Here is a 23,367-nt window from a genome sequence, read left to right as displayed (position 1 = left end):
GGGTTCCTCACAGGCCTGCGTGGGCGGCGATGGCGGCGGCGATGGCCAGGGCCAGCTCTTCGGGTTTGCGCTTGATCGAGTAGTTGGTCAGCTCAGGGTGGCTTTCGACAAAGCTGGTATTGAACTGGCCGCTACGGAATTCCGGATTGCGCAGGATCTCCTGATAATACGCAGCGGTGGTTTTCACCCCCTGCAGGCGCATGTCGTCCAGGGCCCGCAGGCCGCGGTCCATGGCTTCTTCCCAGGTCAACGCCCAGACCACCAGTTTCAAACACATGGAGTCATAGAACGGCGGAATGGTGTAGCCGGTGTAGATCGCGGTGTCGGTGCGCACGCCCGGGCCGCCCGGAGCGTAATAACGGGTGATCTTGCCGAAGCTGGGCAGGAAGTTGTTTTTCGGGTCTTCAGCGTTGATGCGGAACTGCAGCGCGTATCCGCGGTGCTGAATGTCTTCCTGCTTGACCGAAAGCGGCAGGCCCGAGGCGATGCGGATCTGCTCGCGGACGATGTCGATGCCGGTGATTTCCTCGGTGATGGTGTGTTCCACCTGGACCCGGGTGTTCATCTCCATGAAGTACACCTCGCCATCGGCGAGCAGGAACTCCACGGTACCGGCGTTCTCGTAGTTGACCGCCTTGGCCGCGCGCACCGACAGGTCGCCGATGTAGGCGCGCTGTTCAGGGGTCAGCTGCGGGCTCGGTGCAATCTCGATGAGCTTCTGGTTACGCCGTTGGATCGAGCAGTCACGCTCGAACAGGTGCACAACGTTGCCAAAGCTGTCGCCGAGGATCTGCGCTTCAATGTGCTTGGGGTTGACGATGCACTTTTCCAGGAACACTTCGGCCGAGCCAAAGGCTTTGGTCGCCTCGGAAATCACCCGGGGGAAGGCCTGTTCCAGCTCCTCGCGGCTGTTGCAGCGGCGAATACCACGGCCGCCACCACCGGAAGTGGCCTTGAGCATCACCGGGTAGCCGATGCGCTCGCCTTCGGCGAGGGCCTCGTGAATATCCGCAACGTTGCCCTCGGTGCCGGGCGTTACCGGCACACCGGCCTTGATCATGGTGCGACGCGCTTCGGTCTTGTCGCCCATGCGGCGAATGACTTCAGCGGACGGGCCGATGAACTTGACCCCGCGCTCGGCGCAAATTTCTGCCAGTTCGGCGTTTTCCGAAAGGAAGCCGTAGCCAGGATGCAGCGCATCACAGCCGGTTTCCACAGCCAGGTTGACCAGCTTGCGCGGGTTCAGGTAACCGGCCAGGGGCTCGGCACCAATGCTGTAGGCCTCGTCGGCGCGCTTGACGTGCAAGGCATGCCGGTCAGCGTCGGAAAAGATCGCCACCGAGCGGATGCCCATCTCGGCGCAGGCCCGCACGATTCGGACCGCAATTTCACCCCGGTTGGCGATCAGGATTTTTTTTATCACTGGATTCTTCCCAAAGCCGATGGAACATACGAGCCGGTTCTACCGGTCGGCGCGTGACCAGATGCTGCTGGCCAGTCGCACATCCACCCTAGCGCTGTAGGACGATAAACAAAAATCAATATTTGTTAGAGGCAGCATTAGCAAAAGCTTATAGTTCGGTAACAAGGTTTTGCCGGAGCGTGGAAAAAGATGCGTAAGTCATTGATGCGTATGACATTGCGTCAATTGCAGATCTTCAATGAGGTGTGTGATTTACGCTCTTACAGCCGGGCCGCCGAAGAGATGTCGCTGACTCAACCCGCCGTTAGTCTACAGATTCGTCAGCTCGAAGAGCTGGTCGGCCAACCGTTGTTCGAGTATGTCGGCAAGAAGCTGTACCTCACCGAAGCTGCCGAAGCCTTGCAGCGCGCCAGCCGCGACATTTTCGGCCGGTTGGAGAACCTCGACATGCAGCTGTCGGACATGCAGGGCTCACTGCAGGGTCAGCTGAAACTGGCAATCGAGTCCAGCGCCAAGTACTTCGTGCCGCACCTGTTCGCCGCCTTCAAGCAACGTCACCCGGAGGTCAACCTGACCCTCACCGTGGTCAACCGCGCCCAGGCGATCCGACGCCTGTCGGACAACCGCGACGACCTGATCATCATGTCCATGGTGCCGCAGGACATGGGGCTGGAATTTCTGCCGTTTCTCAACAATCCGATCGTTGCCGTGGCGCCGCCGGACCATCCGTTGTGCAAGTTGGACAAGCTGCGTCTGCAGGACCTGGAGCCGCATACCCTGCTCATCCGCGAGCAGGGTTCGGGAACGCGCAAAGCCTGCGAAGAGTACTTCAAGGACAAGCGCGTGCACTTCACCCAGACCCTTGAAGTGGCTTCGGCCGATGCCCAGCGCGAATGTGTGATAGCAGGCCTGGGCATCGCCTTGCTGACGCGCCATGCGCTGAACCTCGAACTCGCCACCGGCATCCTTAAAGAATTGCCGGTCGAGGAGCTACCGCTGTACCGCAGCTGGTGCGTGGTGCAGGCCAAAGCCAAGCGGCAGTCGCCGGTGGCCTTGGCGTTTCTCGCGTTCATCCGCAGCGAACGTGCAATGATCAGCGCGATTGTTGAGCGGTTTTCGGGGAAGCTGCCGCAGATACCTGCCACACCGTGACCTCCCTCAGCTCGGGATAATCGACGATTTCGCGCAGTAATTGACGTTGCTCGGAGTAGCTTTCGATCGCGCGGCGGAATTCCATCCGGCGCAGATCCTTCTCCTGCTGTTTGCGAGCCTTGGCGTTGGGTTGATACGAGCCATCGAAGTCACGAGCCATGCCTGTCTCCCTGATCGAGTGCGGGGAGTTTCAGACTGGCGTGGGGGGTTTACAGTTTGGCTGCCGAAGGGTGACAGATCGATGAAATTTGCATCGCCGCCGGCGAACGCTGGTACCGATCAGTCATCCATCGCCTTGATCGACTTCGGTGACAAGCGCAGGCTGCGCAAGCTGCGCTTGACGCTCTTGAGGTGGTTGACCAGGCTCGGTCCACGCGCCATCGCAACGCCCATGGCCAACACGTCGATCACCACCAGGTGGGCAATACGCGAAGTCAGCGGGGTATAGATCTCGGTATCTTCATGCACATCGATCGCCAGGTTGACCGTCGACAGTTCGGCCAACGGCGTCTGGCTCGGGCACAGGGTGATCAGGCTGGCGCCGCTCTCGCGGACCAGATTGGCGGTGATCAGCAGGTCCTTGGAGCGCCCCGACTGCGAGATGCACACCGCCACGTCGCCGGGCTTCAAGGTCACCGCCGACATCGCCTGCATGTGCGGGTCGGAATACGCCGCTGCGCTGAGCAACAAGCGGAAAAACTTGTGTTGGGCATCGGCAGCCACCGCACCGGATGCGCCAAAGCCATAGAACTCCACCCGCTGAGCCGTAGCCATGGCCGCGACGGCCTGCTGCAAGGCATGCGGGTCAAGGTGCTCGCGCACTTCCATCAGGGTATGCAGGGTAGTGTCGAAAATCTTCAGGCTGTAGTCGGCAACCGAGTCATCCTCGTGGATCGCGAACTGGCCAAAACTGGCACCGGCGGCCAGGCTCTGCGCCAGCTTGAGCTTGAGATCCTGAAAGCCCGAACAGCCAATCGCCCGACAGAAACGCACGATGGTCGGCTCGCTGATACCGACGTTGTGGGCAAGGTCGGCCATCGAACTGTGCATCACCGCAGCCGGATCAAGCAGCACATGGTCAGCCACCTTGAGTTCCGATTTACGCAGCAGGTGGCGCGATTGGGCGATATGTTGCAACAGATTCACGGGCTGGACTCGGTTATGATCGGCTGGCCGGGGATGTAGCTTTCTTGTAGTTATACTACATGACCGGCGACCCGCCCAGTTAAACGAACGTGGAGAGTGGTGGCTTGACGATTCCTTGCGACATTCTGGTTTTCGGCGGCACAGGCGATCTGGCCTTGCACAAACTGCTCCCGGCGCTCTACCACCTGTATCGCGAGGCTCGCCTGCACAACGCCGTGCGCATCATCGCGCTGGCCCGACGCCACCTGCACCGGGACGACTACCTCAAGCTCGCCGAACGCCACTGCCGGGTACAGATCGCCCGTGAAGATTTCGACGAAGAGGTCTGGCGGCGGTTTTGCGCGCGGCTCGACTACTTCGCCATGGACGCCGCGCAAAGCGCCGACTTCGGCCGCCTGGCGCGGTACCTGGGCGAGCCTGGCGGGCTCACCCGGGTCTACTACCTGGCCACCGCTCCCCACCTGTTCGTGCCGATTGCCAATAACCTGCGTATTGCCGGCCTGGCCGACCCCGAAGCACGCATCGTGCTGGAAAAACCGATCGGCCATTCGCTGGACTCGGCCACCGCGATCAACCAGGCGATCGGCGCGGTGTTCGATGAGTCTCAGGTGTTTCGCATCGACCACTACCTGGGCAAGGAGACCGTGCAGAACCTGATGGCCCTGCGCTTCGCCAACGCCCTGCTCGAACCGGTGTGGCGCAACGGCCAGGTCGACCATGTGCAGATCAGCGTCTGTGAAACCCTGGGCGTGGAGAACCGCGGTGGCTACTACGACCGCGCCGGGGCCACCCGCGACATGCTGCAAAACCATCTGCTGCAGTTGCTCTGCCTGGTGGCGATGGAGCCACCTGCGCAATTCGAGGCAGAAGCGGTGCGCGACGAAAAGGTGAAGATTCTCCGTGCGCTGAAACCGATCAGCGGCCAGGACGTGCAGGACAAGACCGTACGCGGCCAGTACAGCGCGGGACGCATCGGTGGCCAGGAAGTGCCGGCCTACTACTTCGAGAAAGACGTCGACAACGACAGCGACACCGAGACCTTCGTCGCCGTCCAGGCGCAGATCGACAACTGGCGCTGGGCCGGCGTGCCGTTCTATTTGCGTACCGGCAAGCGCATGGCGCGACGCTCTTCGCAGATCGTCATTCAGTTCAAGCCTGTGCCTCATGAGCTATTCAGCGGTGGCCAGGTCAACCAGCTGTTGATCCAGTTGCAGCCGGACGAGCGCATCAGCCTGCGCATGATGACCAAGAGCCCGGGCAAAGGCATGCGCCTGGAGCCGGTCGAGCTGAACCTCAACCTGGCCCAGGTATTCGGCCAGACCCGCCGCTGGGAGGCCTACGAGCGCCTGCTGCTGGACGTGCTCGAAGGCGATTCGACGCTGTTCATGCGCCGTGACGAAGTGGAAGCGGCGTGGGCCTGGATCGATCCGATCCTCACGGGTTGGGAAGAGCACTTCCAGGCGCCGCGCCCCTATCATGCCGGCAGCAACGGGCCGGAGCAGGCCAACAGCCTGCTGGCGCGACATGGAAGGCAGTGGCACAGATGAATGATTTCTGCCTGCGTCCTGCCTCGAGCACCATGCAGGCCGGCGGGCGCCGTCATAGAGCCCGCCAGGTCCGCCCAGGCCGATGAATGGCAAGCCCCTCAGGTGAACATTTATACAGTAGAGGTTTGCCCCTCCCCACGCCTCGCCCTAGAATGGCGGGATGCGCACAGACGACCTCTCCCTCCTGCTGAACTCCCTCAACGATGCCCAACGCCAGGCTGTAGCGGCCAAGGTCGGGCGTCAACTGGTGCTTGCCGGCGCCGGTTCCGGTAAAACCCGCGTGCTGGTGCACCGTATCGCCTGGTTGATCCAGGTCGAACAGGCCTCGCCGCACTCGATCCTGTCGGTGACCTTCACCAACAAGGCCGCGGCAGAAATGCGCCAGCGGATCGAGCAACTGATGGGAATCAACCCGGCCGGCATGTGGGTGGGCACCTTCCACGGCCTGGCTCATAGACTGTTGCGGGCCCACTGGCAGGAAGCGCGACTGGCGCAGAATTTCCAGATCCTCGACAGCGACGACCAGCAACGCCTGGTCAAGCGGGTCATGCGTGAGCTCGGCCTCGACGAGCAGAAGTGGCCGGCGCGCCAGGCCCAATGGTTTATTAATGGGCAAAAGGATGAAGGCCTGCGCCCGCAGCACATCCAGCCCGGCGGCGACCTGTTCCTGGGTACCATGCGTAGCGTCTACGAGGCGTATGAGCAAGCCTGTGAGCGCGCCGGGGTGATCGACTTCTCCGAACTGCTGCTGCGCGCGCTGGACCTGTGGCGCGACAACCCTGGCCTGCTCGAACACTACCAGCGGCGCTTCCGCCACCTGCTGGTGGACGAATTCCAGGATACCAACGCCGTTCAGTACGCCTGGTTGCGTCTGCTCGCCAAAGGCGGCGACAGCCTGATGGCGGTGGGCGACGACGACCAGTCGATCTACGGCTGGCGCGGCGCCAAGATCGAGAACATCCACCAGTACACCGCCGATTTCCCCGACGCTGAAATGATCCGCCTGGAGCAGAACTACCGCTCCACCGGCGGTATCCTCAAAGCAGCCAACGCCCTGATCGCCAACAACACCGATCGGCTCGGCAAGGAGCTGTGGACCGACGTCGGCGAAGGCGAGCCGCTGACCCTCTACGCGGCCTACAACGAACACGACGAGGCGCGCTACGTGGTCGAGTCGATCGAAAGCGTGATCAAGCAGGGCAATGCGCGCAGCGACATTGCCATCCTGTATCGCTCCAACGCCCAGTCGCGGGTGCTCGAAGAGGCGCTGTTGCGCGAGCGAGTGCCATACCGGATCTATGGCGGTCAGCGCTTCTTCGAGCGCGCCGAGATCAAGAACGCCATGGCCTATCTGCGCCTGCTCGAGGGCCGCGGCAACGACGCGGCGCTCGAGCGCGTGATCAACGTGCCGCCGCGCGGCATTGGCGAGAAGACCGTCGAGGCGATCCGCGATCACGCCCGCCACAGCCAGTTGTCGATGTGGGAGGCGATGTGCCAGCTGCTCGCCGCCAAAGCCCTCAAGGGGCGTGCCGCCAGTGCCCTGGGCGCGTTCATCGAGTTGCTCGAGAACCTCGCCGCCAAGGCTGCAGAGATGCCGCTGCACCTGATGACCCAGACGGTCATCGAGCAGACCGGTCTGATCATCTATCACCAGGAAGAAAAAGGTGAAAAGGGTCAGGCACGGGTGGAAAACCTTGAGGAACTGGTCAGCGCCGCGCGCAACTTCGAAAGCACTGAAGAAGATGCCGACCTGTCGCCGTTGTCGGCGTTTCTCGGTCACGCCTCGCTGGAAGCTGGCGAGTCGCAGGCCGACGAGCACGAAGACAGCGTACAGCTTATGACCCTGCACAGCGCCAAGGGCCTGGAGTTCCCCTATGTGTTCCTGGTCGGCATGGAAGAAGGCCTGTTCCCACACAAGATGAGCCTGGAAGAACCCGGCCGCCTGGCCGAGGAGCGCCGCCTGGCCTATGTCGGTATTACCCGGGCCATGCGCCAGCTGTTCATGACCTACGCCGAGACGCGTCGCCTGTATGGCAGCGAGACCTACAACAAGGTATCGCGCTTCGTTCGGGAAATTCCGGCGGGCCTGATCCAGGAAGTGCGCTTGTCCAACTCGGTAAGCCGCCCGTTTGGTGGCTCCCAGGCCCCGGCCAGCAGCATTTTTGCCAACGCCAATATTCCGCAGACCGCCTTCAACCTCGGCCAGCGGGTGCAACACTCGGTGTTTGGCGAAGGGGTGATTCTCAACTTCGAGGGTTCTGGCGCGCAGGCGCGGGTGCAGGTGAACTTTGCCGAAGGCAGCAAGTGGTTGATGCTGGGCTATGCCAAGCTCGAGGCTATCTGAGCCAGCACGGCCCTCTTCGCGGGGCAAGCCCGCTCCTACAGGTTATGCGCTGCCCCTGTAGGCGGGCTTGTCCCGCGAAGAGGCCGCATATACAGGTTACGCGCTGCCCCTGTAGGAGCGGGCTTGTCCCGCGAAGAGGCCGCATCTAATACCACGCGATTTTTCCTACAGCACTAAATCCAAGGCCCTACAGCCAACCTCCGGTCAGACTTCAGACCTGTCAGGCAAAAGCTGGAAACATTATGGCGCTAGCCATGTCTCCTACAACATGTGCACCATGACGCGCGTGCAATCCACAATCAGGGGATATCCCACTTATGCAACGTTTTCTTAGCATCGCCCTGGCGCTGTGCGTCGGTCTGACGCTGAGCCTGGACGCCAATGCCAAACGCTTCGGCGGCGGCAAGAGCTCGGGCTCCGCGCCTATCCACCAGACTCGCCAGGCTACGCCAACCACGCCTGCTGCCGCAGCGACCACGCCAGGTCGCGCGCCGGCCGCCGCCAGCGGTGCTTCGCGCTGGCTGGGCCCTCTTGCCGGCCTCGCCGCCGGTGGCCTGCTCGCCTCGATGTTCATGGGTGACGGCTTCGAAGGCATGCAGATCATGGACATCCTGATCATGGCGCTGATCGCCTTCCTGGTGTTCCGCTTCATCGCCGCCCGCCGTCGTCAGCAACAGCCTCAAGCCGCTGCTGCCGGTCATGCGCCGTTCCAGCGTGAAGCCCATGCCCAGCAACCAGCCCAGCCGTCGGTATTCGGTGGTTCCGCAGCACCTGCCGCTGCCGCCCCGGCGATCAACGCGCCAGCCTGGTTCAATGAGCAGAGCTTCCTCGCCGCCGCTCGCAGCCACTTCCAGTCGCTGCAGCAGCACTGGGATGCCAACGAGATGGACAAGATCGCCGAGTTCGTGACCCCGCAACTGCTTGAGTTCCTCAAGCGCGAGCGCGCCGACCTGGGTGATGGCTTCCAGTCCACCTACATCGATAACCTCGAAGTGCAGCTCGAAGGTGTCGACGACCGCGCCGACAAGACCATTGCCACCCTGACCTTCCACGGTCAGTCGAAGACCTCGCGTTTCGACCAGGGCGAAGTCTTCAGCGAAAGCTGGCACATGGAGCGCGCCCAAGGCGAGAACCAGCCTTGGCTGCTCGCAGGTATCCGCCAGAACGGCTGATCCTGACGCGCTGAAACAAAAAAACCCCGGGCTTGCCCGGGGTTTTTGCTTTTGCCGCAGTGGCCTACTAGGGTATAACGCGCAGCGTTGTCATCAAGGTAGAGGATGTGAACCGTGGAAGAAGTGATCGAACAACTGCGTGAAGCCAATGAACCGGTGCCGGTGCCCCTGGAGCTTCCTGACGACGATCAGCTGGTCGAGGTCGAGGAGCAGCTGTTCATCAATATTCCGTTTGTGTTCAAGGAGTACCTGCTGACCGTCAGTGACGTCATCTACGGCAGCCTGGAGCCGGTAACCGTCACCGATCCGCAATCCCACACCTACCTGCCCGACGTTGCTGCCAACGCCTGGGATGCAGGCGTACCGCGCGACCTGATCCCGATTTGCCAGGACGGCGACGATTACTACTGCGTCGAAGAAGACGGCACCGTGGTGCTGTGGTCAGGTGAAGAAGAAATCGTCACGGAAGAGAGCTGGGAGTCGGTCTGGCACTGGGTGCGCGACGTCTGGCTGGAAAGCTGAACGCGCACAATCCGCTCAAGTAATGGCCCTTAGCTACTAGTGGCAGTAGAATCGCCAGGCTTTCTGCGCCTGGCGACTTCGCTACCGTGTCATCCCCTCGGACTTCGAAGAAATCTTGCGCAGGGAGCATTCCCTTCAGTGCGTGTGATCACGGTTGTTTTCCAGGGTCTCGAGCAAGGCGATCTGCATGCGGGTATGCACCCGGATGAACCAACGCCACAGCAGCGCCACCACCACCGCCGCCACCACCACGATCACCAGCAGCAATTCGTTGGTCGGCAGGATGCTTGCCGACAAAGCCGAAAGCAGCACGAAGATCACCAGCAGTGACAGTAGCGGGATCACCTCGGCAATCACTCGACGCACGCGCTGGGTGTGCCGCCCGGCCATCTCCGGCTTGACCCCCATCTCTGCCAACAACATCGACAGCGCCTTGAGCTTGCGATAGGCGGCAATCAGGAACGGCAGCGACAACAGCAGCGCTGCGCCCCAGATCAGGGCCTTCTGCTGGCTGACCTGGCTAACCCACTGACTCATCCAGGTGCCGATGCGCTCGGCAAAGTAGCCGCCACTGAAGAAGATCGCGATCACCAGCGCCAGGTTGACCCCGACCTGCAGCAGGATACGCCGGATCATCGCCGCCAGCATTGCGCCCTCGCCCTGCGGCTGAATGCTGCGCAGCCACTCGCCATACAGCGACAGCACCCGCGACAGGCGGCTAGGCATCACCTTGCCAAGCTTGATCGACAGCGGATCAGCGGCGCGGATCAGGTAAGGGGTGAGCAGCGTGGTAATCGCCGAAACGGCCACCGCGACCGGGTAGAGGAAATCGCTGGTGACCTGCAGGGTCATGCCCAGTGCCGCGATGATGAAGGAGAACTCGCCAATCTGCGAAAGCCCCATCCCCACCCGCAGCGAGGTACGCCCGTCGTTGCCGGCAATGAACGCGCCCATTCCGCAGGAGAGCATTTTGCCCAGCACTACTGCGAAGGTGATGACCACGATCGGCCAGGCGTAGTCGATCAGCACCTGCGGATCGATCATCAGGCCGATGGCGACGAAGAAGATCGCGCTGAACATGTCGCGTACCGGTTCGATCAGGCGCTCGATTTTCACCAGTTGGCGTGATTCGGCCATGATTGCGCCGATCAGGAAGGCGCCGAGTACCATGCTGTACTCGAGCTTGACCACCAGCAGGCAGAACCCGAAGCACAGCCCCAGCACGGTGATCAGCAGCATTTCGTTGCTTTCGAACTTGGCCACATACGCCAGCAGCCGCGGCACCACGAGGATGCCGATGACCAGCGCAACGATCATGAACAGCGACAGCTTGCCCACCGTGGAGAAGACTTCGCCAGAACTCACCGAGCCGCTCACGGCAATGCCCGACAGCAGGGCAATGATGCCGATGCCAAGGATGTCCTCGACGATCAGTACGCCAAAAATCAATTGGGCGAAGCGCTCGTTCTTCATCTTCAGGTCATTGAGCGCCTTGACGATGATGGTGGTCGACGAGATCGCCAGGATTGCCCCGAGGAACAGCGAGTCCATGGTGCTCCAGCCGAACCAGCGGCCGATCTCGAAACCGATCCAGATCATCAGGACGATTTCCAGGAACGCTGCGATGAACGCCGTGGCGCCCACCTTGAACAGCTTGCGCAGGCTGAACTCCAGGCCCAGGCAGAACATCAGGAAGATCACCCCAAGCTCGGCGAGGGTCTTGATCGTGTCTTCATCGTGGATGAGGCCAAACGGCGGTGTGTGCGGGCCGATGATGAAGCCGGCGACGATATAACCGAGCACCACCGGCTGCTTGAGGCGATGGAAAAGGATGGTCACCACCCCCGCCACCAGCATGATCACTGCCAGGTCCTGAATGAAGCTTATGGCATGCATGGCGTGGTTCTCCTTTTCACGTTGCCAAGGCAGACCGCTCCTCTGCCGGGGCAAACCAGAGCGAGTAGCGGGTACATACTGTGTTTGATGCAGGAAAGCCCATGTTGCATGGGCTCGCTCAGGTTAACATCGCGCCTCTGCGCAAAGCGTTTGTGCAATATGCAGAAACAGATCGGCCATTGTCGGCACGGCTGATTTGGTGTGTCAGGCTTGTCCGGGAAAGGTCCAGCCGAATCCACGTGACGATGGAACGCCACGCGACGTCCCGTACCAGGATGGGAAAATTCAACAGGGGTACACAGAAGTGTCTGCAGATACCGGCCCCGTAACAGCGCAACCTTACCGTGAGCACACTATGGAACCTGGAAACGCCCAGCTGACTATGACCGTCCTGATGACGCCGGACATGGCCAACTTCTCCGGCAACGTACACGGCGGCACCTTGCTCAAATACCTCGACGAAGTGGCCTATGCGTGCGCCAGCCGTTATGCCGGCACCTATGTGGTGACCCTGTCGGTTGATCAGGTGGTGTTCCGCGAGCCGGTCCACGTCGGCGAATTGGTAACCTTCCTCGCCTCGGTCAACTACACCGGCAACACGTCGATGGAAGTCGGCATCAAGGTGGTTACCGAAAACATTCGCGAGCGCTCGGTGCGCCACTCCAACAGCTGCTTCTTCACCATGGTCGCGGTCGACGACAATCGCCGCCCGGTACCGGTCCCGGCGCGCCTGCCGCAGAGCAGCGAAGAGAAACGGCGCTTCCTGCAGGGCAAGCAGCGCCGGCAGATCCGCCAGGAGCTGGAAAAGCGCTACCAGGACCTGAAGACCGACGCTATCTAAACGCTCAGGCGCTGCGCCTCAAAGCGCACACGCGGATGGGCGATGCGATCCTGGGCCCGCACCAGCTGCAACTCGTAGCTGGCGCTGGCCTGGGTTTCGAGAAGCACCTCGTGCACCGCCGCAGCGGTGTACTCGAAAGCCTGCAGCCAGTTGTCACCCAGCAGTACCCGCGCCAGGAACAGGCCCGAGGTCAGGTCACCCACGCCCACTGGCTGGCGAGGGAAGCACAGCAATGGACGGCGCAGGTGCCAGCTCTCTTCACGGGTCACCAGGAGCATTTCGAAGGCATCCTCGGCGCGACCCGGATAGCTCAGGTGCTTGACCAGCACCACCTGTGGCCCGCGCTCGAGCAAACCGCGCGCCATCGCCACGCAATCCTCCAGTGACTGCGCCCGACGCCCGCTGAAGCTGTCCAGTTCGAGCTGATTGGGGCACAGGATGTCGGCCTTGGCCGCGGCTTGCTGGAGGAGGAACTGGCTGACTTCTTCGGGCACGCTACAGCCCTTCTGCGCGTGGCCCATGACCGGATCGCAGAGGTACAGCGCCTTGGGATTGACTGCCTTGATCCGCTCGACACCGGCGAGAATCGCCCGACCCTGGGCGGCGCTGCCCAGATAGCCGGAAAGCACCGCGTCGCAATTGCCCAGCTCGCCGATACCGCCAATACCTTCTATCAACGCAGGAATTTGCGCTGGAGCAAGCACTTCTCCTGCCCACTGGCCATACTGAGTGTGATTGGAGAACTGCACGGTATTGAGCGGCCAGACATTGACCCCGATCCGCTGCATGGGAAACACCGCAGCGCTGTTACCGGCGTGGCCAAAGACCACGTGAGACTGAATGGCGAGCAGGTGCGGGGTTCGTTTCATGCAGGGATTTCCAAAGCTGATTCAGGATGAGAGCGACGCGCAGTATGAACTCGATTGCCACCTGTACGACAGGCCAGGGACGCAGTTAAGCTGGTTTGACCTGTTTGGAGCCTACGCAAAATGCTGACCCTGGAGAACCTCTTCGTCCTGATGGTGCTGGCCACCGGTGGCGCCTGGCTGTGGCACAACCATGGCTTGCGCGAGAAAGCCCTGGCGCGGGTCAAGCAGCATTGCGCCAAACTGGATCTGGAGCTGCTGGATGACGCTGTCGCGCTCAAGCGCATCGGTTTCGTGCGGGATGCCAATGGCCGCAAGCGCCTGGCGCGGATCTACAACTTCGAATTCACCGTCACGGGTGAACAGCGCCACCCGGGCACCGTGACCCAATTCGGCGCCCACACCATGCAGATCGAACTGGCGCCCTACCCGTTCGAGATCAAGCCAGCTCCGCGCACTGATAACGTTATCGAGATGCAGCAGTGGCGCCAGGAGCACAATCGCTGGCGCAACGATCAGCGCTGATCACGGCAGGCGGCCAATGCCGCCTGCAGCGCCTGCGCAGGTTGCTCAAGGTCGAAGATCAGTTCGACCCGGGAATCCTTGCGCCACTCACTGGGCTGCCACGCCACAGGATTTCCCCCCAGGCCGTTGAACGACTGCCAGCCCGTCCCGCTGTGGATAACTCCCTTGGCGCGCCGCCATGGCCAAGCCCGCAGGAAGCGCTCGACGCGTAGTCGATCAAAATGCTGCGAAGCATGCCAACGCCAACCAATGCTCCAGCCGCCCTCCCCCTGTTGCGCGAGACAAATCGGCGCCGATGGATCTGTCCACACGGTGACGCTGGGCGTTGTTGGCTTTTCCACAGGCAGATCGTGAGTTACCCCAGGCTCCTCCCCGCTTGTGGAAAACTGCAAACGTTCGAAAGCGACCTTTCCATACTCGGTCCAACAAATTGTTGAATTAATAAATTCATTACTTATCAACAACCTACGTGATTCTTCCACAGCCCCGGACTTGTTGAATATCAACAAGCCCGCCGCTGAAACAGCCTCACGCTGCGCCTCTGGCAGCGGCTCTGCACGGGCCAGCGCCTGGGCGTCCAAGACCATGATCAACGGCTGCACACTGAGCACGCCAAGCCACGGCGCCTCGCCCAGCTGATGCAGCAGTTGCAGCGGATGACCCAAGCCAGACGGCTCGATGAACACACGATCAGGCTTGGCCTTGCGCAGCAGGCGGCCCAAGCCCACCTGGAATGGCGTGCCATTGACGCAGCACAGGCAACCGCCGGCAACCTCACCAATGGCCACGCCATCTTCATCCCGCGTGAGCAGCGCAGCATCGAGGCCGATCTGCCCGAATTCATTGACCAATACCGCCCAACGCTCAGTCGGCGGGCGTTGCTCCAGCAAATGACGGATCAGGCTGGTCTTGCCGGCACCCAATGGCCCGGCGATAACGTGGGTAGGTATGTTTCGCAGCATCTGTGGGTATCTGGTTGTGCGAGGGCCAAGGCCCTCGTTCGCGAGTGGTTCAGCCACTATGGCCCGTCACGCCAACCAGTCAAGGCTGAGCAGCAGCCTCCGCTCACCCGCAGCGGTCATCGGTGACCTGTGGATAACTCCAGCACCCTCAGTCCAGCGCTCCCCTTTCAAAATCGCCACATTGCCCGTGCTAAGCCTTTGAATCTTATCCACATCTGGTTTCATGCGTTGCAGATCAGCGCGATCACACTCAGCCTCGCGCAACCATTCACTGCCTGCGCCGGTAAAAGTTGTCAACAGACGCAAGGTGACTTTATCCACATGAAAGCGGGGGCACATCGCGCCGTCCAAGACCCGTAGCCGCAGCCCGATACGCCGCGCACCTACCAGACAGGTGAAGGCCGCTACAAGCCAACACACATCGGCGACAAAAGCCTCATAACCGTGCAAGTCTGCCGCTTCAGCCAATAGCCCTGGCAGTTCAACGGGGGCATCCTCGTCCACATCGATAATCCGCTCATCCGAGAGCAACTGCCCAAGGCTGGCCAACACTGTGGAAAAGTCTTCAACTTGGGCCGGCAGGCGCCGCTGCCAGACCGCAAGATTGACCCCTTCCTGGAGAATCTCGGTCAAAACCTGCGGCGACTCGCCAAACACTTGGCGGATATCCACAGCCCCAGGCACAGTACTCATGCTGCCAGCTCATCCTGCCAAAGACCAAATGGGTCAGGCAGTTGTAGCCACACATCCGGGCCAGCGGCCATCTCGGCATCGGTCAGCAGGCACTCATCCAGCGCTGTGGATAACTTGGCGAAGTCGATGTTTTGCCCAATAAACACCAGCTCCTGGCGGCAGTCACCGGTCTCGCTGGTCCACTGCTTGAGGATCGCCGCAGTGTTATCCACATCCTGCGGCCACTCTTCACGGGGCACGAACCGCCACCAGCGACCCGCGAAGCCGTGGCGCATCATGCCCCCTGCCTGTGACCAGCTGCCGGCCTCCTGATATTTGCTGGCCAACCAGAAAAATCCCTTCGAACGCAGCAGCCGGCCGTTGCTCCAGGGGCTGTGGATAAAGTCGAAAAATCGCTGTGGGTGCAAAGGACGCCGGGCCTGCCAGGTGCTGGCGGCAATGCCGTACTCTTCACTCTCGGGCATGTGCTCGCCGCGTAACTCCTGCAACCAACCGGGCGCTTGCGCGGCTTGATCGAAGTCGAACAGACCGGTATCCAGCAGACGCGCCAACGGCACCTGGCCCATCACCATCGGCAGGATCTGCGCGCGGGCGTTGAGGCTGCGCAGGATGGCGGTGAGTTCTTCGCGCTGGTCGTGGCCGATCAAGTCGATCTTGCTCAGCAAGAGCACGTCGGCGAACTCGATCTGTTCGATCAGCAGGTCACTGATCGAGCGTTCGTCGTCTTCACCCAGCGTTTCACCGCGGCTGGCCAGGCTGTCTGCCGCCTGGTAATCGCGCAAGAAGTTCAAGCCGTCGACTACCGTTACCATCGTATCGAGCCGGGCCATGTCCGACAGGCTGCGACCCTGCTCATCACGAAAGGTGAAAGTCTCCGCGACCGGCAAGGGCTCAGAGATACCCGTCGACTCGATCAGCAGGTAATCGAAGCGGCCGTCCTCGGCCAGCCGCGCCACTTCTTCGAGCAGGTCTTCGCGCAAAGTGCAGCAGATGCAGCCGTTGCTCATCTCCACCAATTTCTCTTCAGCACGGTTAAGGCTGACATTGCGCTGGACTTCACTGGCGTCAATGTTGATCTCGCTCATGTCGTTGACGATCACAGCGACGCGCAGGTTGTCGCGGTTACGCAGTACATGGTTGAGCAAGGTGCTCTTTCCCGCCCCCAGGAAGCCAGAGAGCACAGTGACAGGGAGACGCTTGGACATGGTGAACCTCATCAGGCGAAGGCATTCGAAACGATGCATTGCTTAATGTTATATTATAACAATACAATTTAGCCAAGCCGCTCTGCCCAATGGCTCATCTGGGAGATAGAAATGAAAGGGTCCTGTGTCCTCGCGCTCACGCTGCTATTCGCCTCGGCACACACGCTCGCCCAGCCAAAAAGCAACCTTTCTGTTTGCACGCGCAGCGCCACACTGCTGGCTTGCAAGGATGGCATCGGCAATTACTACAGCGTGCGTGACGCAGGCAGTACCTTCTATCTACGTGGCTATGAGGCAGCCAGCCGTCGCCTGTGGACGCAAACCAACAGCCGATACGGCGTGTTCACCTTCTACACAGGGTTGGCGAGCGATGGAGAGGCCTGGGTGGGCTACAGCCGGCGCGTTGGCTGGACCACTTTGAACCGCGTTTCCAGCTCCAGCGGGCAGCGCTTCAACTTGCATTGCAGCCTCATTGGCGGTTGCCGCTGACGCTGCTTGATGATGGAAAAATCCATGACCAGCCTGATACTTCCCGACATCGCCACGCAAACCCAGCAGCGTACCCAGCCGCTGCAATGGGTCGGCATGCAAGGCATCGCGTTACCGGTATTGTTCGAAGGGCGCAAGCTGAACGCTCGCGCCAGTGCAGGCGTCAACCTTGATGATGGCAAGTCCCGCGGCATTCATATGTCTCGCCTTTATCTGGCACTGGACAGTCTCGAGGATCAGTCGCTGAATACGCAGACCCTAAGGCGCCTGCTTGCCGAGTTTCTCGACAGCCACGAAGGCCTGTCTTCAGCTGCTTATTTACAACTCAGCTTCGACCTTCTGCTGAAACGCCCCGCACTGGTGAGCCCGTTAGCGGGCTGGAAAAGCTATCCAATCACCATCAAGGCCAGCATCGAAAACGAAATGTTCCACGTGGAACTATTTGTGCAAATTCCCTATTCGTCCACCTGCCCGTGCTCGGCCGCGCTCGCCCGGCAACTGATCCAAGCCCAATTCAAGGCGGATTTCGCAGACGCTGAGCTGGATCTGCAGACTGTAGTGCAGTGGCTAGGGACCAGCGAAGGCATCGTCGCAACACCCCACAGTCAACGCAGTGATGCGCAAATCAAGGTCAGGTTGATTGATAGCGCAACAGAGCTGCCGGTGAGTGACCTCATCGACCAGGTCGAATCTGCCTTGGGCACTGCCGTGCAGACTGCCGTGAAAAGGGCGGACGAGCAGGCCTTCGCATTGGCCAACGGACAGAATCTGATGTTCTGCGAGGACGCAGCGCGAAGGGTAGATGCCGTCTTGAAGACGATGGTGTGGGTGAGTGGGTTCAGCGTGCGGGTGGAACATGCTGAGAGCCTGCATGCGCACGATGCAGTGGCGGTTAGTGAGTGGCGGTGGTGAACAGGTGTCAGGGCTGTCTTGCAACAGCCCCCTGTGAATCAGTTAGCCGCGCGGGGTTTGACTGTTCCACAGTCGTTGCCTAACCACACAGCCCGAGTATTCATACTGCCCTGTTGCTGAACGCCGGAGGCGTTGAATGTCCCATTGACCTTGGTGGTGAATTCCCGGTCACTGAGGAAAGTCGCCTCGCCAGTCCCCTGCGCTTTTGGACAGCTGAACTGGAACTGCCAGACATTCCCGGTTCGGTCGGTAATCTTCTGGGTGCAGCCTGACTTAGGATCGGTCAACGGAATATCATCCGACTTGACCTGCTCAGGTGTCAGGCAAGAGCGCACGCCATTCCCCGCTACCGTAATCCCTTGCTTGGACAATGCGCCTTCCATCATGGCCCGCTGCTCGGGTGGCAGGTTTTTCAACTGGCCAAGCATGAAGCCCATATCAGGCAGTGGCTTGCCATCCACCTGCATGTTGCTGGTGGTCAACTCCCACAGGCCCGGTTGCAACATCTGCGCATTGACCAATGGGCTGGTCATCAGGCCCATGGCCAGGGCGAACAGCGGCAGACGAATCTTCATCGATGGATGCTCCTAATCATTACCAGCCACCTGGCTGGACAGAGCTTAGACGTCATTTCTGCGCCTGGGTTGCACGCCTACCCATGAACGTGGTCTGTTAGCACAAGTGATTTCGCCAAGCAGGATGCATATGGATTTCCACAGCCCCTACTTTTTTGGTTACGTGCTCGGCTTCATCCATCTGCTCGGCATCATTGCCGCACTGCATGCAGTATTAACCGTGCGCACGGCGCAGGGCGCGATTGCCTGGGCCATGTCGCTACTATTCATTCCCTATCTGACACTCATCCCCTACCTGGTATTCGGCGCGCGCTCATTCAACGCCTACATTCAGGCACGACGCCAAGCCAACCAGGAAATGCATGTGGCCATGGCCAGTCTGAACTGGCGGCCATGGGTGGAAGAAGCCCTCACGGCACGCGAGTCGGGCAGCTACGCGGCACTGCGAGCCATGCCCAAGCTCGGACGTATGCCCTGCCTCGCCAATAATCAGGTGAAGCTGCTGATCGATGGCGAGACCACCTTCGAGGCGATTTTCGCTGCGATTGCCGCGGCTCGTAAGAGCGTGCTGGTGCAGTTTTTCATCATCCACGACGACGGCATCGGTCGCGCCCTGCAACAGTTGCTGTTGCGCAAGGCCGCCGAAGGGGTAGAGATTTTTGCTCTGTATGACCGCGTCGGCAGCCATGCGTTACCGGCCAGCTATAGCCAGGTGCTGCGTGAGGGCGGTGTACAGATCAAGGCATTTGCCACGCGAGGGGGCTGGTTCAACCGCTTCCAGGTCAACTTCCGCAACCATCGCAAAATTGTCGTGGTCGACGGTATCGACGGGTTTCTTGGCGGCCACAACGTGGGCGACGAATACCTCGGCGGTAACCCGCGGCTGTCGCCGTGGCGTGACACGCATGTGCAAGTCAGTGGTCCTGTGGTCGCCTGCTTGCAGGAGTCCTTTGCTGAAGACTGGTACTGGGCCACCCGCCAGCTGCCGCCACTGATCCTGCCCGACACCTACCCCGACAACGGCGTGTTGTGCCAACTGCTCGCGAGCGGGCCAGCCGATCCCCAGGAAACCTGCTCACTGTTTTTCGTCGAGGCGATTCACTCGGCGAGCCACCGGGTGTGGATAACCACCCCTTACTTCATTCCTGACGAAGCGGTATTCGCTGCACTGCGACTGGCCGTGCTGCGAGGGGTAGACGTGCGCATCCTGATCCCCGCGCGCCCCGACCACCGCATCGTCTATGCAGCCTCCAGCCTGTTCGCGTTCGAGGCCGTGCGTGCTGGTGTGCGCATGTTCCGCTACCAGCCCGGCTTCCTCCACCAAAAGGTAGTGCTGGTTGACGACGAGGTCAGCGCGATCGGCAGCGCCAACCTGGATAACCGTTCGTTCCGGCTGAACTTCGAGATCACCCTGCTGACCGTGGACCGGGCGTTCGCCGATCAGGTCGAGGCGATGCTGCTCGATGACTTGGCCCAAGCCAAGGAGATCACTGCCGAAGACAGCCGCGATACGCATCGCCTGCAACAACTCGGGATGCGCATTGCGCGGCTGATCTCACCGATCCTCTGAGGCCTGATTAGCGGTAGAGGTCTTCACGCGTCCAGGGCAGGTTATGGTGGCCATCCGCGTAAGGCTTCAATGCCAGGATCTGATGCAAATTGATCCAGCCCTTGCTGAAGGCATAGGCGCAGCCTGCAAGGTAGAGGCGCCAGATGCGCAAGGTCTTCTCCGGCACCATCGCTGCGGCACGGTGCAACTGGTGCTCGAGGTTCTCGCTCCAGTGATGCAGGGTCTTGGCGTAGTGCAGGCGCAGGCTTTCGACATCGACCACTTCCATGCCAGCTGTGCAGATGCTGCTGGTGATCATCGACAGGTGCGGCAGCTCGCCATTGGGGAACACGTAGCGGTCGATGAACTCCCCCGCCCCGCGCCCAACCGGACGGCCATCGATGTGCTTGGCGGTAATCCCGTGGTTCATCACCACGCCCCCCTCGCGAACGGCGGCAAACAGCTTTTGGCAGTACAGGTCGAGGTTGGCGTGGCCGACGTGTTCGAACATGCCGACGCTGACCACCTTGTCGAAACGGCCATCTTGCGGCAGGTCGCGGTAGTCGAGAATCTGCAGGTCGACACGCTTGGCCAGGCCTTCGTCCTTGACCCGTTGGCGGGCGAGCTTGAGCTGCTGCTTGCTCAGGGTGATCCCGAACACCTTGGCCCCATACTCCCGCGCGGCGAACCGCGCCAGCCCTCCCCAGCCGCAACCGACATCGAGCAGGTAGTCGTCCTGTTGCAGGCGCAGCTTGCGGCACAGGTGATCGAATTTATCTTGCTGGGCTTGATCAAGGGTCGCATCGGGCTCTTTGAAGTAGGCGCACGAATAGGCCATGTCCTGGTCTAGCCAGAGCTGATAGAACTCGTTGGAGACGTCGTAGTGGTAGGAGATCGACTCGGCGTCGGTGCTCTTGTCATGCGCGACACGCAGCGGCGACGCCCCCTCGTCATCTCTGAACAGTGCGTCACTGAGCTCATCGCAGACGCGAATCGCTTCACCAATATCGCCTTCCAGCTCCAGCTTGCCTTCGACGAATGCAGCGCCCAGTTCACCCATGCTGGGGTGAGTGAGCTGACTGATCAACTGAGGTTCCTTGACCAGAATGGTCACTTGCGGGCTGGGCCCAAGGTCGAAATGGTTGCCATCCCAAAGCTTGAGACGCAACGGCAAGTGCAGGCTTTGCAACGCAGGTGGAAGTTGCGCAAGCATGGAATCACCCTCCCGGAAATTTCGGACGTCATCGAAATAGGGTAGTTCATCCGTGCAAAGTTTCCGTGGGGGTCCATCAAGGGCAAAGCCTCGTCGCGAGGCACGCCTACAAAAAAGCCCCCTTTCGGGCAATGCCGGTCAGTTAAGACTAGGTCGCCTGTTTTGGGGCCGCTTTGCGGCCCTTTCGCGACACAAGGCCGCTCCCACAATGTCCGCGCCTGCCCTGTAAATAGCGGCATGCACGATCCGTGTGGGAGCGGCCTTGTGTCGCGAAAGGGCTGCAAAGCAGCCCCCCGGCGTCTTTACTGACCGGCATTGCCCTGACGGTGATGTGCAGGATTAAAGTCGGTATCAGTGTCACCCGGTTCATGCGGCTTTGAGCCACTTTTTCCGTCCCTCAAAAGTCGGTCTCAACCTCGCACAATGGGTGAAATGCCGCTGGAGTTATGTAATAAAGTCGGTAACTCATCTCCAATTGCGCTCACCCGCTTTTTGGGTCGTCGGTTGTTAGCCCCACACAAGCAAAGGTCCGATGACCTGGCGAGCTTCTATTCGAGTAGAGGGAAGATCGAGACTAGTGCTCGGAGGGAGCGAGGGTGATCGCTCGACCAAGCTTGGTCCTCCAGATCACTCAGCGCGCGCTGCGTTGGAATCGGTCGAAGCGCGCGTGCTATCCCATCGTAGCTGAAAACGTGAAAGCCGAGCTCCAACGCACGGGACACCTGCCGATGCCAGTAGAATTTGCCGTCGCCCAAGACCGCGTCGTCAGCTAGTAGGAGCTCATAAAGCTGCGCGATATAGCCGAGCAGCACTTTTTGAGAGATATCGCGAAGCGCCTCTGAATGACACATGCTCGGCGACCGCCAGACCTGATGGTTCGCGATATTCCGTTTACTGACTTCCGGGATGTGAATCAGTCCGACCTTCACGTAATAGATAACGGAAAGCTCGATATCGTTTACCAAGGCGATCTCGAACTCATTCAGGCTATCTGAATCCAGCTGGCGATCGACGCGGATCAAACGGTAGTTAGGTTCAGCGCGGTAGCCGGCAGTCTCACCGATGTCACTTACCCCTCCAGCCGTCGTAAGAGCTGCGTAGAACGCAGAATTATCGGCACTGCGGGTAAGTGATTCTGAAAGAGAAACGCGCTTTTGGGCAGCGAGGGACATGTTGGTATCTCGGTGAGAGCTTGTGACCTGTACCTCCCACGCTAGCGGAATCTTGAATCCACTACAAAGAAATCGCGATGAGCAATGTCAAACACCGCTTGTCCCCCATAGCTCACCCACCGTGGGTCTTGCTCCGTAGGGCAAAAGCCGCTTAGCCTTGAGCAACTCACCGAGAATCCAAAGGGGAGCTCGGACGTGTGGGCTGGAGCGCCTATAGGAGCACCATGGAACATTTCGTACCGTTTGAGATTGCCATCTGCGAGAAAACTGCAAAAGCGGATAAGAAGGCATGTCCGCTTGTCCCCGACCCCGATAGACCTTTTCACCCGTTCAAAATTCGAGATCCCTTCGGCCTGAGAAATGCCGTAGTACCAGTATTTCGGCAGGACGCGGAGCTTCAGATCTTCGGGATGGGTACCGCATTCAACATTAACGAATTCGGCACGTTCCTGACCGCTCATCATGTCATAGACTTCGGGGGGCAGAGCGCGCCTAGCAGACCACTCCTTTTCCTGAGCATGCATGCCATAGTTTTTGGGAGAGTCGGAATTCCGGATGACTGCTTCGTTCCAATCACGAGCGCGCAGGCACCCGATATGGATTCCGACGATCCCATGGCAGCCTTGCGGGGTGGTTCGCAACGTAAGATCGCTATGGACATTGCAATTATGCAGGCGTCTCCTCTCGGCTCAGGGGTCCGCCCTCCCCACACACTGAAGGTGCGTGTGAATGGCTGGCGACCACATGTTGGCGACATCGTGCTGGCCGTTGGCTATCCGGAGTTGGACCTTTCGGAACTGACTGCCGACTCGCAAAATATACTGCTCACAGAAGGGATGTACGGGGCGTACGGCAAAATCGTCGGCATACATCCATTTGGAGTCGGTACCGCTAACCCAAGCCCGGTTTTCGAGGTGGAAACCGACTGGCCGCCGGGTATGAGCGGAGGGCCAGTCTTCAATCAGGCAGGCGAGGTGATTGGTATCGTCAGCCGATCGATGCGAGCCGACGCGGACCATGCGGGTAGAGGGTTTGCCGTGGATCTGGGCCGGTGTCACGAGATTCAGGTATTCGCACCTAGCCTTGATGCGCCTGGGTGGCAGATTTGCTGGGGACTGTTCCTCGAAAATGAGAGCGATCCAGTCAGCGTTCATGCGTAAGCG

At 60.3% G+C, this 23,367-nt stretch carries 22 protein-coding genes; 11 read left to right on the top strand and 11 right to left on the bottom strand.

Annotation, left to right across the window (positions count from 1 at the left end; translation table 11 throughout):
- Positions 1–7: 7 nt before the first annotated feature.
- The gene (locus J3B00_RS02500; RefSeq protein ID WP_209863187.1) at positions 8–1,423 is read right to left on the bottom strand and encodes an acetyl-CoA carboxylase biotin carboxylase subunit; all 1,416 of its coding nucleotides are present in this window, start codon (positions 1,421–1,423) and stop codon (positions 8–10) included.
- A 189-nt stretch (positions 1,424–1,612) separates the two neighbouring features.
- On the opposite strand from J3B00_RS02500, the gene J3B00_RS02495 reads away from it, so the two are divergent.
- The gene (locus J3B00_RS02495) at positions 1,613–2,575 is read left to right on the top strand and encodes a LysR family transcriptional regulator (protein WP_281074521.1); all 963 of its coding nucleotides are present in this window, start codon (positions 1,613–1,615) and stop codon (positions 2,573–2,575) included.
- On the opposite strand, the gene J3B00_RS02490 is transcribed toward J3B00_RS02495, so the two are convergent.
- Both J3B00_RS02490 and hexR read right to left on the bottom strand, forming a co-directional pair.
- The gene (locus tag J3B00_RS02490; RefSeq protein WP_209863184.1) at positions 2,517–2,735 is read right to left on the bottom strand and encodes a hypothetical protein; all 219 of its coding nucleotides are present in this window, start codon (positions 2,733–2,735) and stop codon (positions 2,517–2,519) included. The genes J3B00_RS02495 and J3B00_RS02490 overlap by 59 nt on opposite strands.
- A 119-nt stretch (positions 2,736–2,854) precedes the next feature.
- Positions 2,855–3,721, bottom strand: a complete 867-nt coding sequence (gene hexR / locus J3B00_RS02485) for a transcriptional regulator HexR (RefSeq protein ID WP_119137112.1) — start codon at positions 3,719–3,721, stop codon at positions 2,855–2,857.
- A gap of 104 nt (positions 3,722–3,825) precedes the next feature.
- On the opposite strand from hexR, the gene zwf reads away from it, so the two are divergent.
- From zwf to J3B00_RS02465, 4 genes are all read left to right on the top strand, one after another.
- On the top strand, positions 3,826–5,268 hold the full coding sequence (zwf, locus tag J3B00_RS02480; RefSeq protein ID WP_209863180.1) for a glucose-6-phosphate dehydrogenase: 1,443 nt from the start codon (positions 3,826–3,828) through the stop codon (positions 5,266–5,268).
- A 160-nt stretch (positions 5,269–5,428) separates the two neighbouring features.
- Positions 5,429–7,612, top strand: a complete 2,184-nt coding sequence (gene uvrD / locus J3B00_RS02475; RefSeq protein ID WP_209863178.1) for a DNA helicase II — start codon at positions 5,429–5,431, stop codon at positions 7,610–7,612.
- 317 nt (positions 7,613–7,929) lie between these two features.
- The gene (locus J3B00_RS02470) at positions 7,930–8,784 is read left to right on the top strand and encodes a TIM44-like domain-containing protein (protein ID WP_209863176.1); all 855 of its coding nucleotides are present in this window, start codon (positions 7,930–7,932) and stop codon (positions 8,782–8,784) included.
- A gap of 114 nt (positions 8,785–8,898) precedes the next feature.
- Positions 8,899–9,306, top strand: coding sequence for an SMI1/KNR4 family protein (locus tag J3B00_RS02465; protein WP_209863162.1), 408 nt, complete (start codon positions 8,899–8,901; stop codon positions 9,304–9,306).
- Positions 9,307–9,441: 135 nt separating this feature from the next.
- On the opposite strand, the gene J3B00_RS02460 is transcribed toward J3B00_RS02465, so the two are convergent.
- Complete coding sequence (locus J3B00_RS02460) at positions 9,442–11,202, bottom strand: cation:proton antiporter (RefSeq protein ID WP_209863159.1); 1,761 nt, start codon at positions 11,200–11,202, stop codon at positions 9,442–9,444.
- A 355-nt stretch (positions 11,203–11,557) separates the two neighbouring features.
- On the opposite strand from J3B00_RS02460, the gene J3B00_RS02455 reads away from it, so the two are divergent.
- Positions 11,558–12,043 (top strand): acyl-CoA thioesterase, encoded by a 486-nt coding sequence (locus J3B00_RS02455; RefSeq protein ID WP_186553080.1) that lies wholly within the window; start codon positions 11,558–11,560, stop codon positions 12,041–12,043.
- On the opposite strand, the gene pdxY is transcribed toward J3B00_RS02455, so the two are convergent.
- On the bottom strand, positions 12,040–12,912 hold the full coding sequence (gene pdxY / locus J3B00_RS02450) for a pyridoxal kinase PdxY (RefSeq protein ID WP_209863156.1): 873 nt from the start codon (positions 12,910–12,912) through the stop codon (positions 12,040–12,042). The genes J3B00_RS02455 and pdxY overlap by 4 nt on opposite strands.
- Positions 12,913–13,032: 120 nt before the next feature.
- Here pdxY and J3B00_RS02445 point away from each other — a divergent pair, with 120 nt between their 5' ends.
- Positions 13,033–13,434: a DUF3301 domain-containing protein gene (locus tag J3B00_RS02445; protein ID WP_209863153.1), complete on the top strand. Its 402-nt coding sequence runs from the start codon at positions 13,033–13,035 to the stop codon at positions 13,432–13,434.
- On the opposite strand, the gene J3B00_RS02440 is transcribed toward J3B00_RS02445, so the two are convergent.
- From J3B00_RS02440 to zigA, 3 genes are all read right to left on the bottom strand, one after another.
- Complete coding sequence (locus tag J3B00_RS02440; protein WP_209863149.1) at positions 13,425–14,396, bottom strand: CobW family GTP-binding protein; 972 nt, start codon at positions 14,394–14,396, stop codon at positions 13,425–13,427. The genes J3B00_RS02445 and J3B00_RS02440 overlap by 10 nt on opposite strands.
- A 66-nt stretch (positions 14,397–14,462) precedes the next feature.
- Positions 14,463–15,089 (bottom strand): DUF1826 domain-containing protein, encoded by a 627-nt coding sequence (locus tag J3B00_RS02435; protein ID WP_209863146.1) that lies wholly within the window; start codon positions 15,087–15,089, stop codon positions 14,463–14,465.
- Entirely contained in the window at positions 15,086–16,294 is a 1,209-nt protein-coding gene (gene zigA, locus J3B00_RS02430; RefSeq protein WP_209863143.1) for a zinc metallochaperone GTPase ZigA, read from the bottom strand. The genes J3B00_RS02435 and zigA overlap by 4 nt, the downstream gene beginning before the upstream one ends.
- 111 nt (positions 16,295–16,405) lie before the next feature.
- On the opposite strand from zigA, the gene J3B00_RS02425 reads away from it, so the two are divergent.
- Positions 16,406–16,783 (top strand): glutamine synthetase, encoded by a 378-nt coding sequence (locus J3B00_RS02425; protein WP_209863140.1) that lies wholly within the window; start codon positions 16,406–16,408, stop codon positions 16,781–16,783.
- A 24-nt stretch (positions 16,784–16,807) separates the two neighbouring features.
- Positions 16,808–17,695 carry a GTP cyclohydrolase FolE2 gene (folE2, locus tag J3B00_RS02420; protein ID WP_209863137.1) on the top strand — a complete coding sequence of 296 codons (888 nt, stop codon included), beginning with the start codon at positions 16,808–16,810 and terminating at the stop codon, positions 17,693–17,695.
- A 38-nt stretch (positions 17,696–17,733) separates the two neighbouring features.
- Here folE2 and J3B00_RS02415 read toward each other — a convergent pair whose 3' ends face one another.
- Complete coding sequence (locus J3B00_RS02415) at positions 17,734–18,270, bottom strand: DUF3617 domain-containing protein (protein ID WP_209863124.1); 537 nt, start codon at positions 18,268–18,270, stop codon at positions 17,734–17,736.
- Between the two features lie 130 nt (positions 18,271–18,400).
- On the opposite strand from J3B00_RS02415, the gene cls reads away from it, so the two are divergent.
- Entirely contained in the window at positions 18,401–19,840 is a 1,440-nt protein-coding gene (cls, locus tag J3B00_RS02410) for a cardiolipin synthase (RefSeq protein ID WP_209863121.1), read from the top strand.
- A gap of 7 nt (positions 19,841–19,847) precedes the next feature.
- On the opposite strand, the gene cfaB is transcribed toward cls, so the two are convergent.
- Entirely contained in the window at positions 19,848–21,032 is a 1,185-nt protein-coding gene (cfaB, locus tag J3B00_RS02405; protein ID WP_209863118.1) for a C17 cyclopropane fatty acid synthase CfaB, read from the bottom strand.
- Between the two features lie 548 nt (positions 21,033–21,580).
- Positions 21,581–22,204 carry a hypothetical protein gene (locus tag J3B00_RS02400; RefSeq protein WP_209863115.1) on the bottom strand — a complete coding sequence of 208 codons (624 nt, stop codon included), beginning with the start codon at positions 22,202–22,204 and terminating at the stop codon, positions 21,581–21,583.
- Between the two features lie 224 nt (positions 22,205–22,428).
- Here J3B00_RS02400 and J3B00_RS02395 point away from each other — a divergent pair, with 224 nt between their 5' ends.
- On the top strand, positions 22,429–23,364 hold the full coding sequence (locus tag J3B00_RS02395) for a serine protease (protein WP_209863112.1): 936 nt from the start codon (positions 22,429–22,431) through the stop codon (positions 23,362–23,364).
- Positions 23,365–23,367 lie beyond the last annotated feature (3 nt).

This window comes from Pseudomonas sp. BP8 (genome assembly GCF_017875955.1).
Classification (GTDB): Bacteria; Pseudomonadota; Gammaproteobacteria; order Pseudomonadales; family Pseudomonadaceae; genus Aquipseudomonas.
The sequence above is the reverse complement of the archived record's forward strand: the minus strand, read 5'-3'. Positions and strand labels throughout refer to the sequence as shown.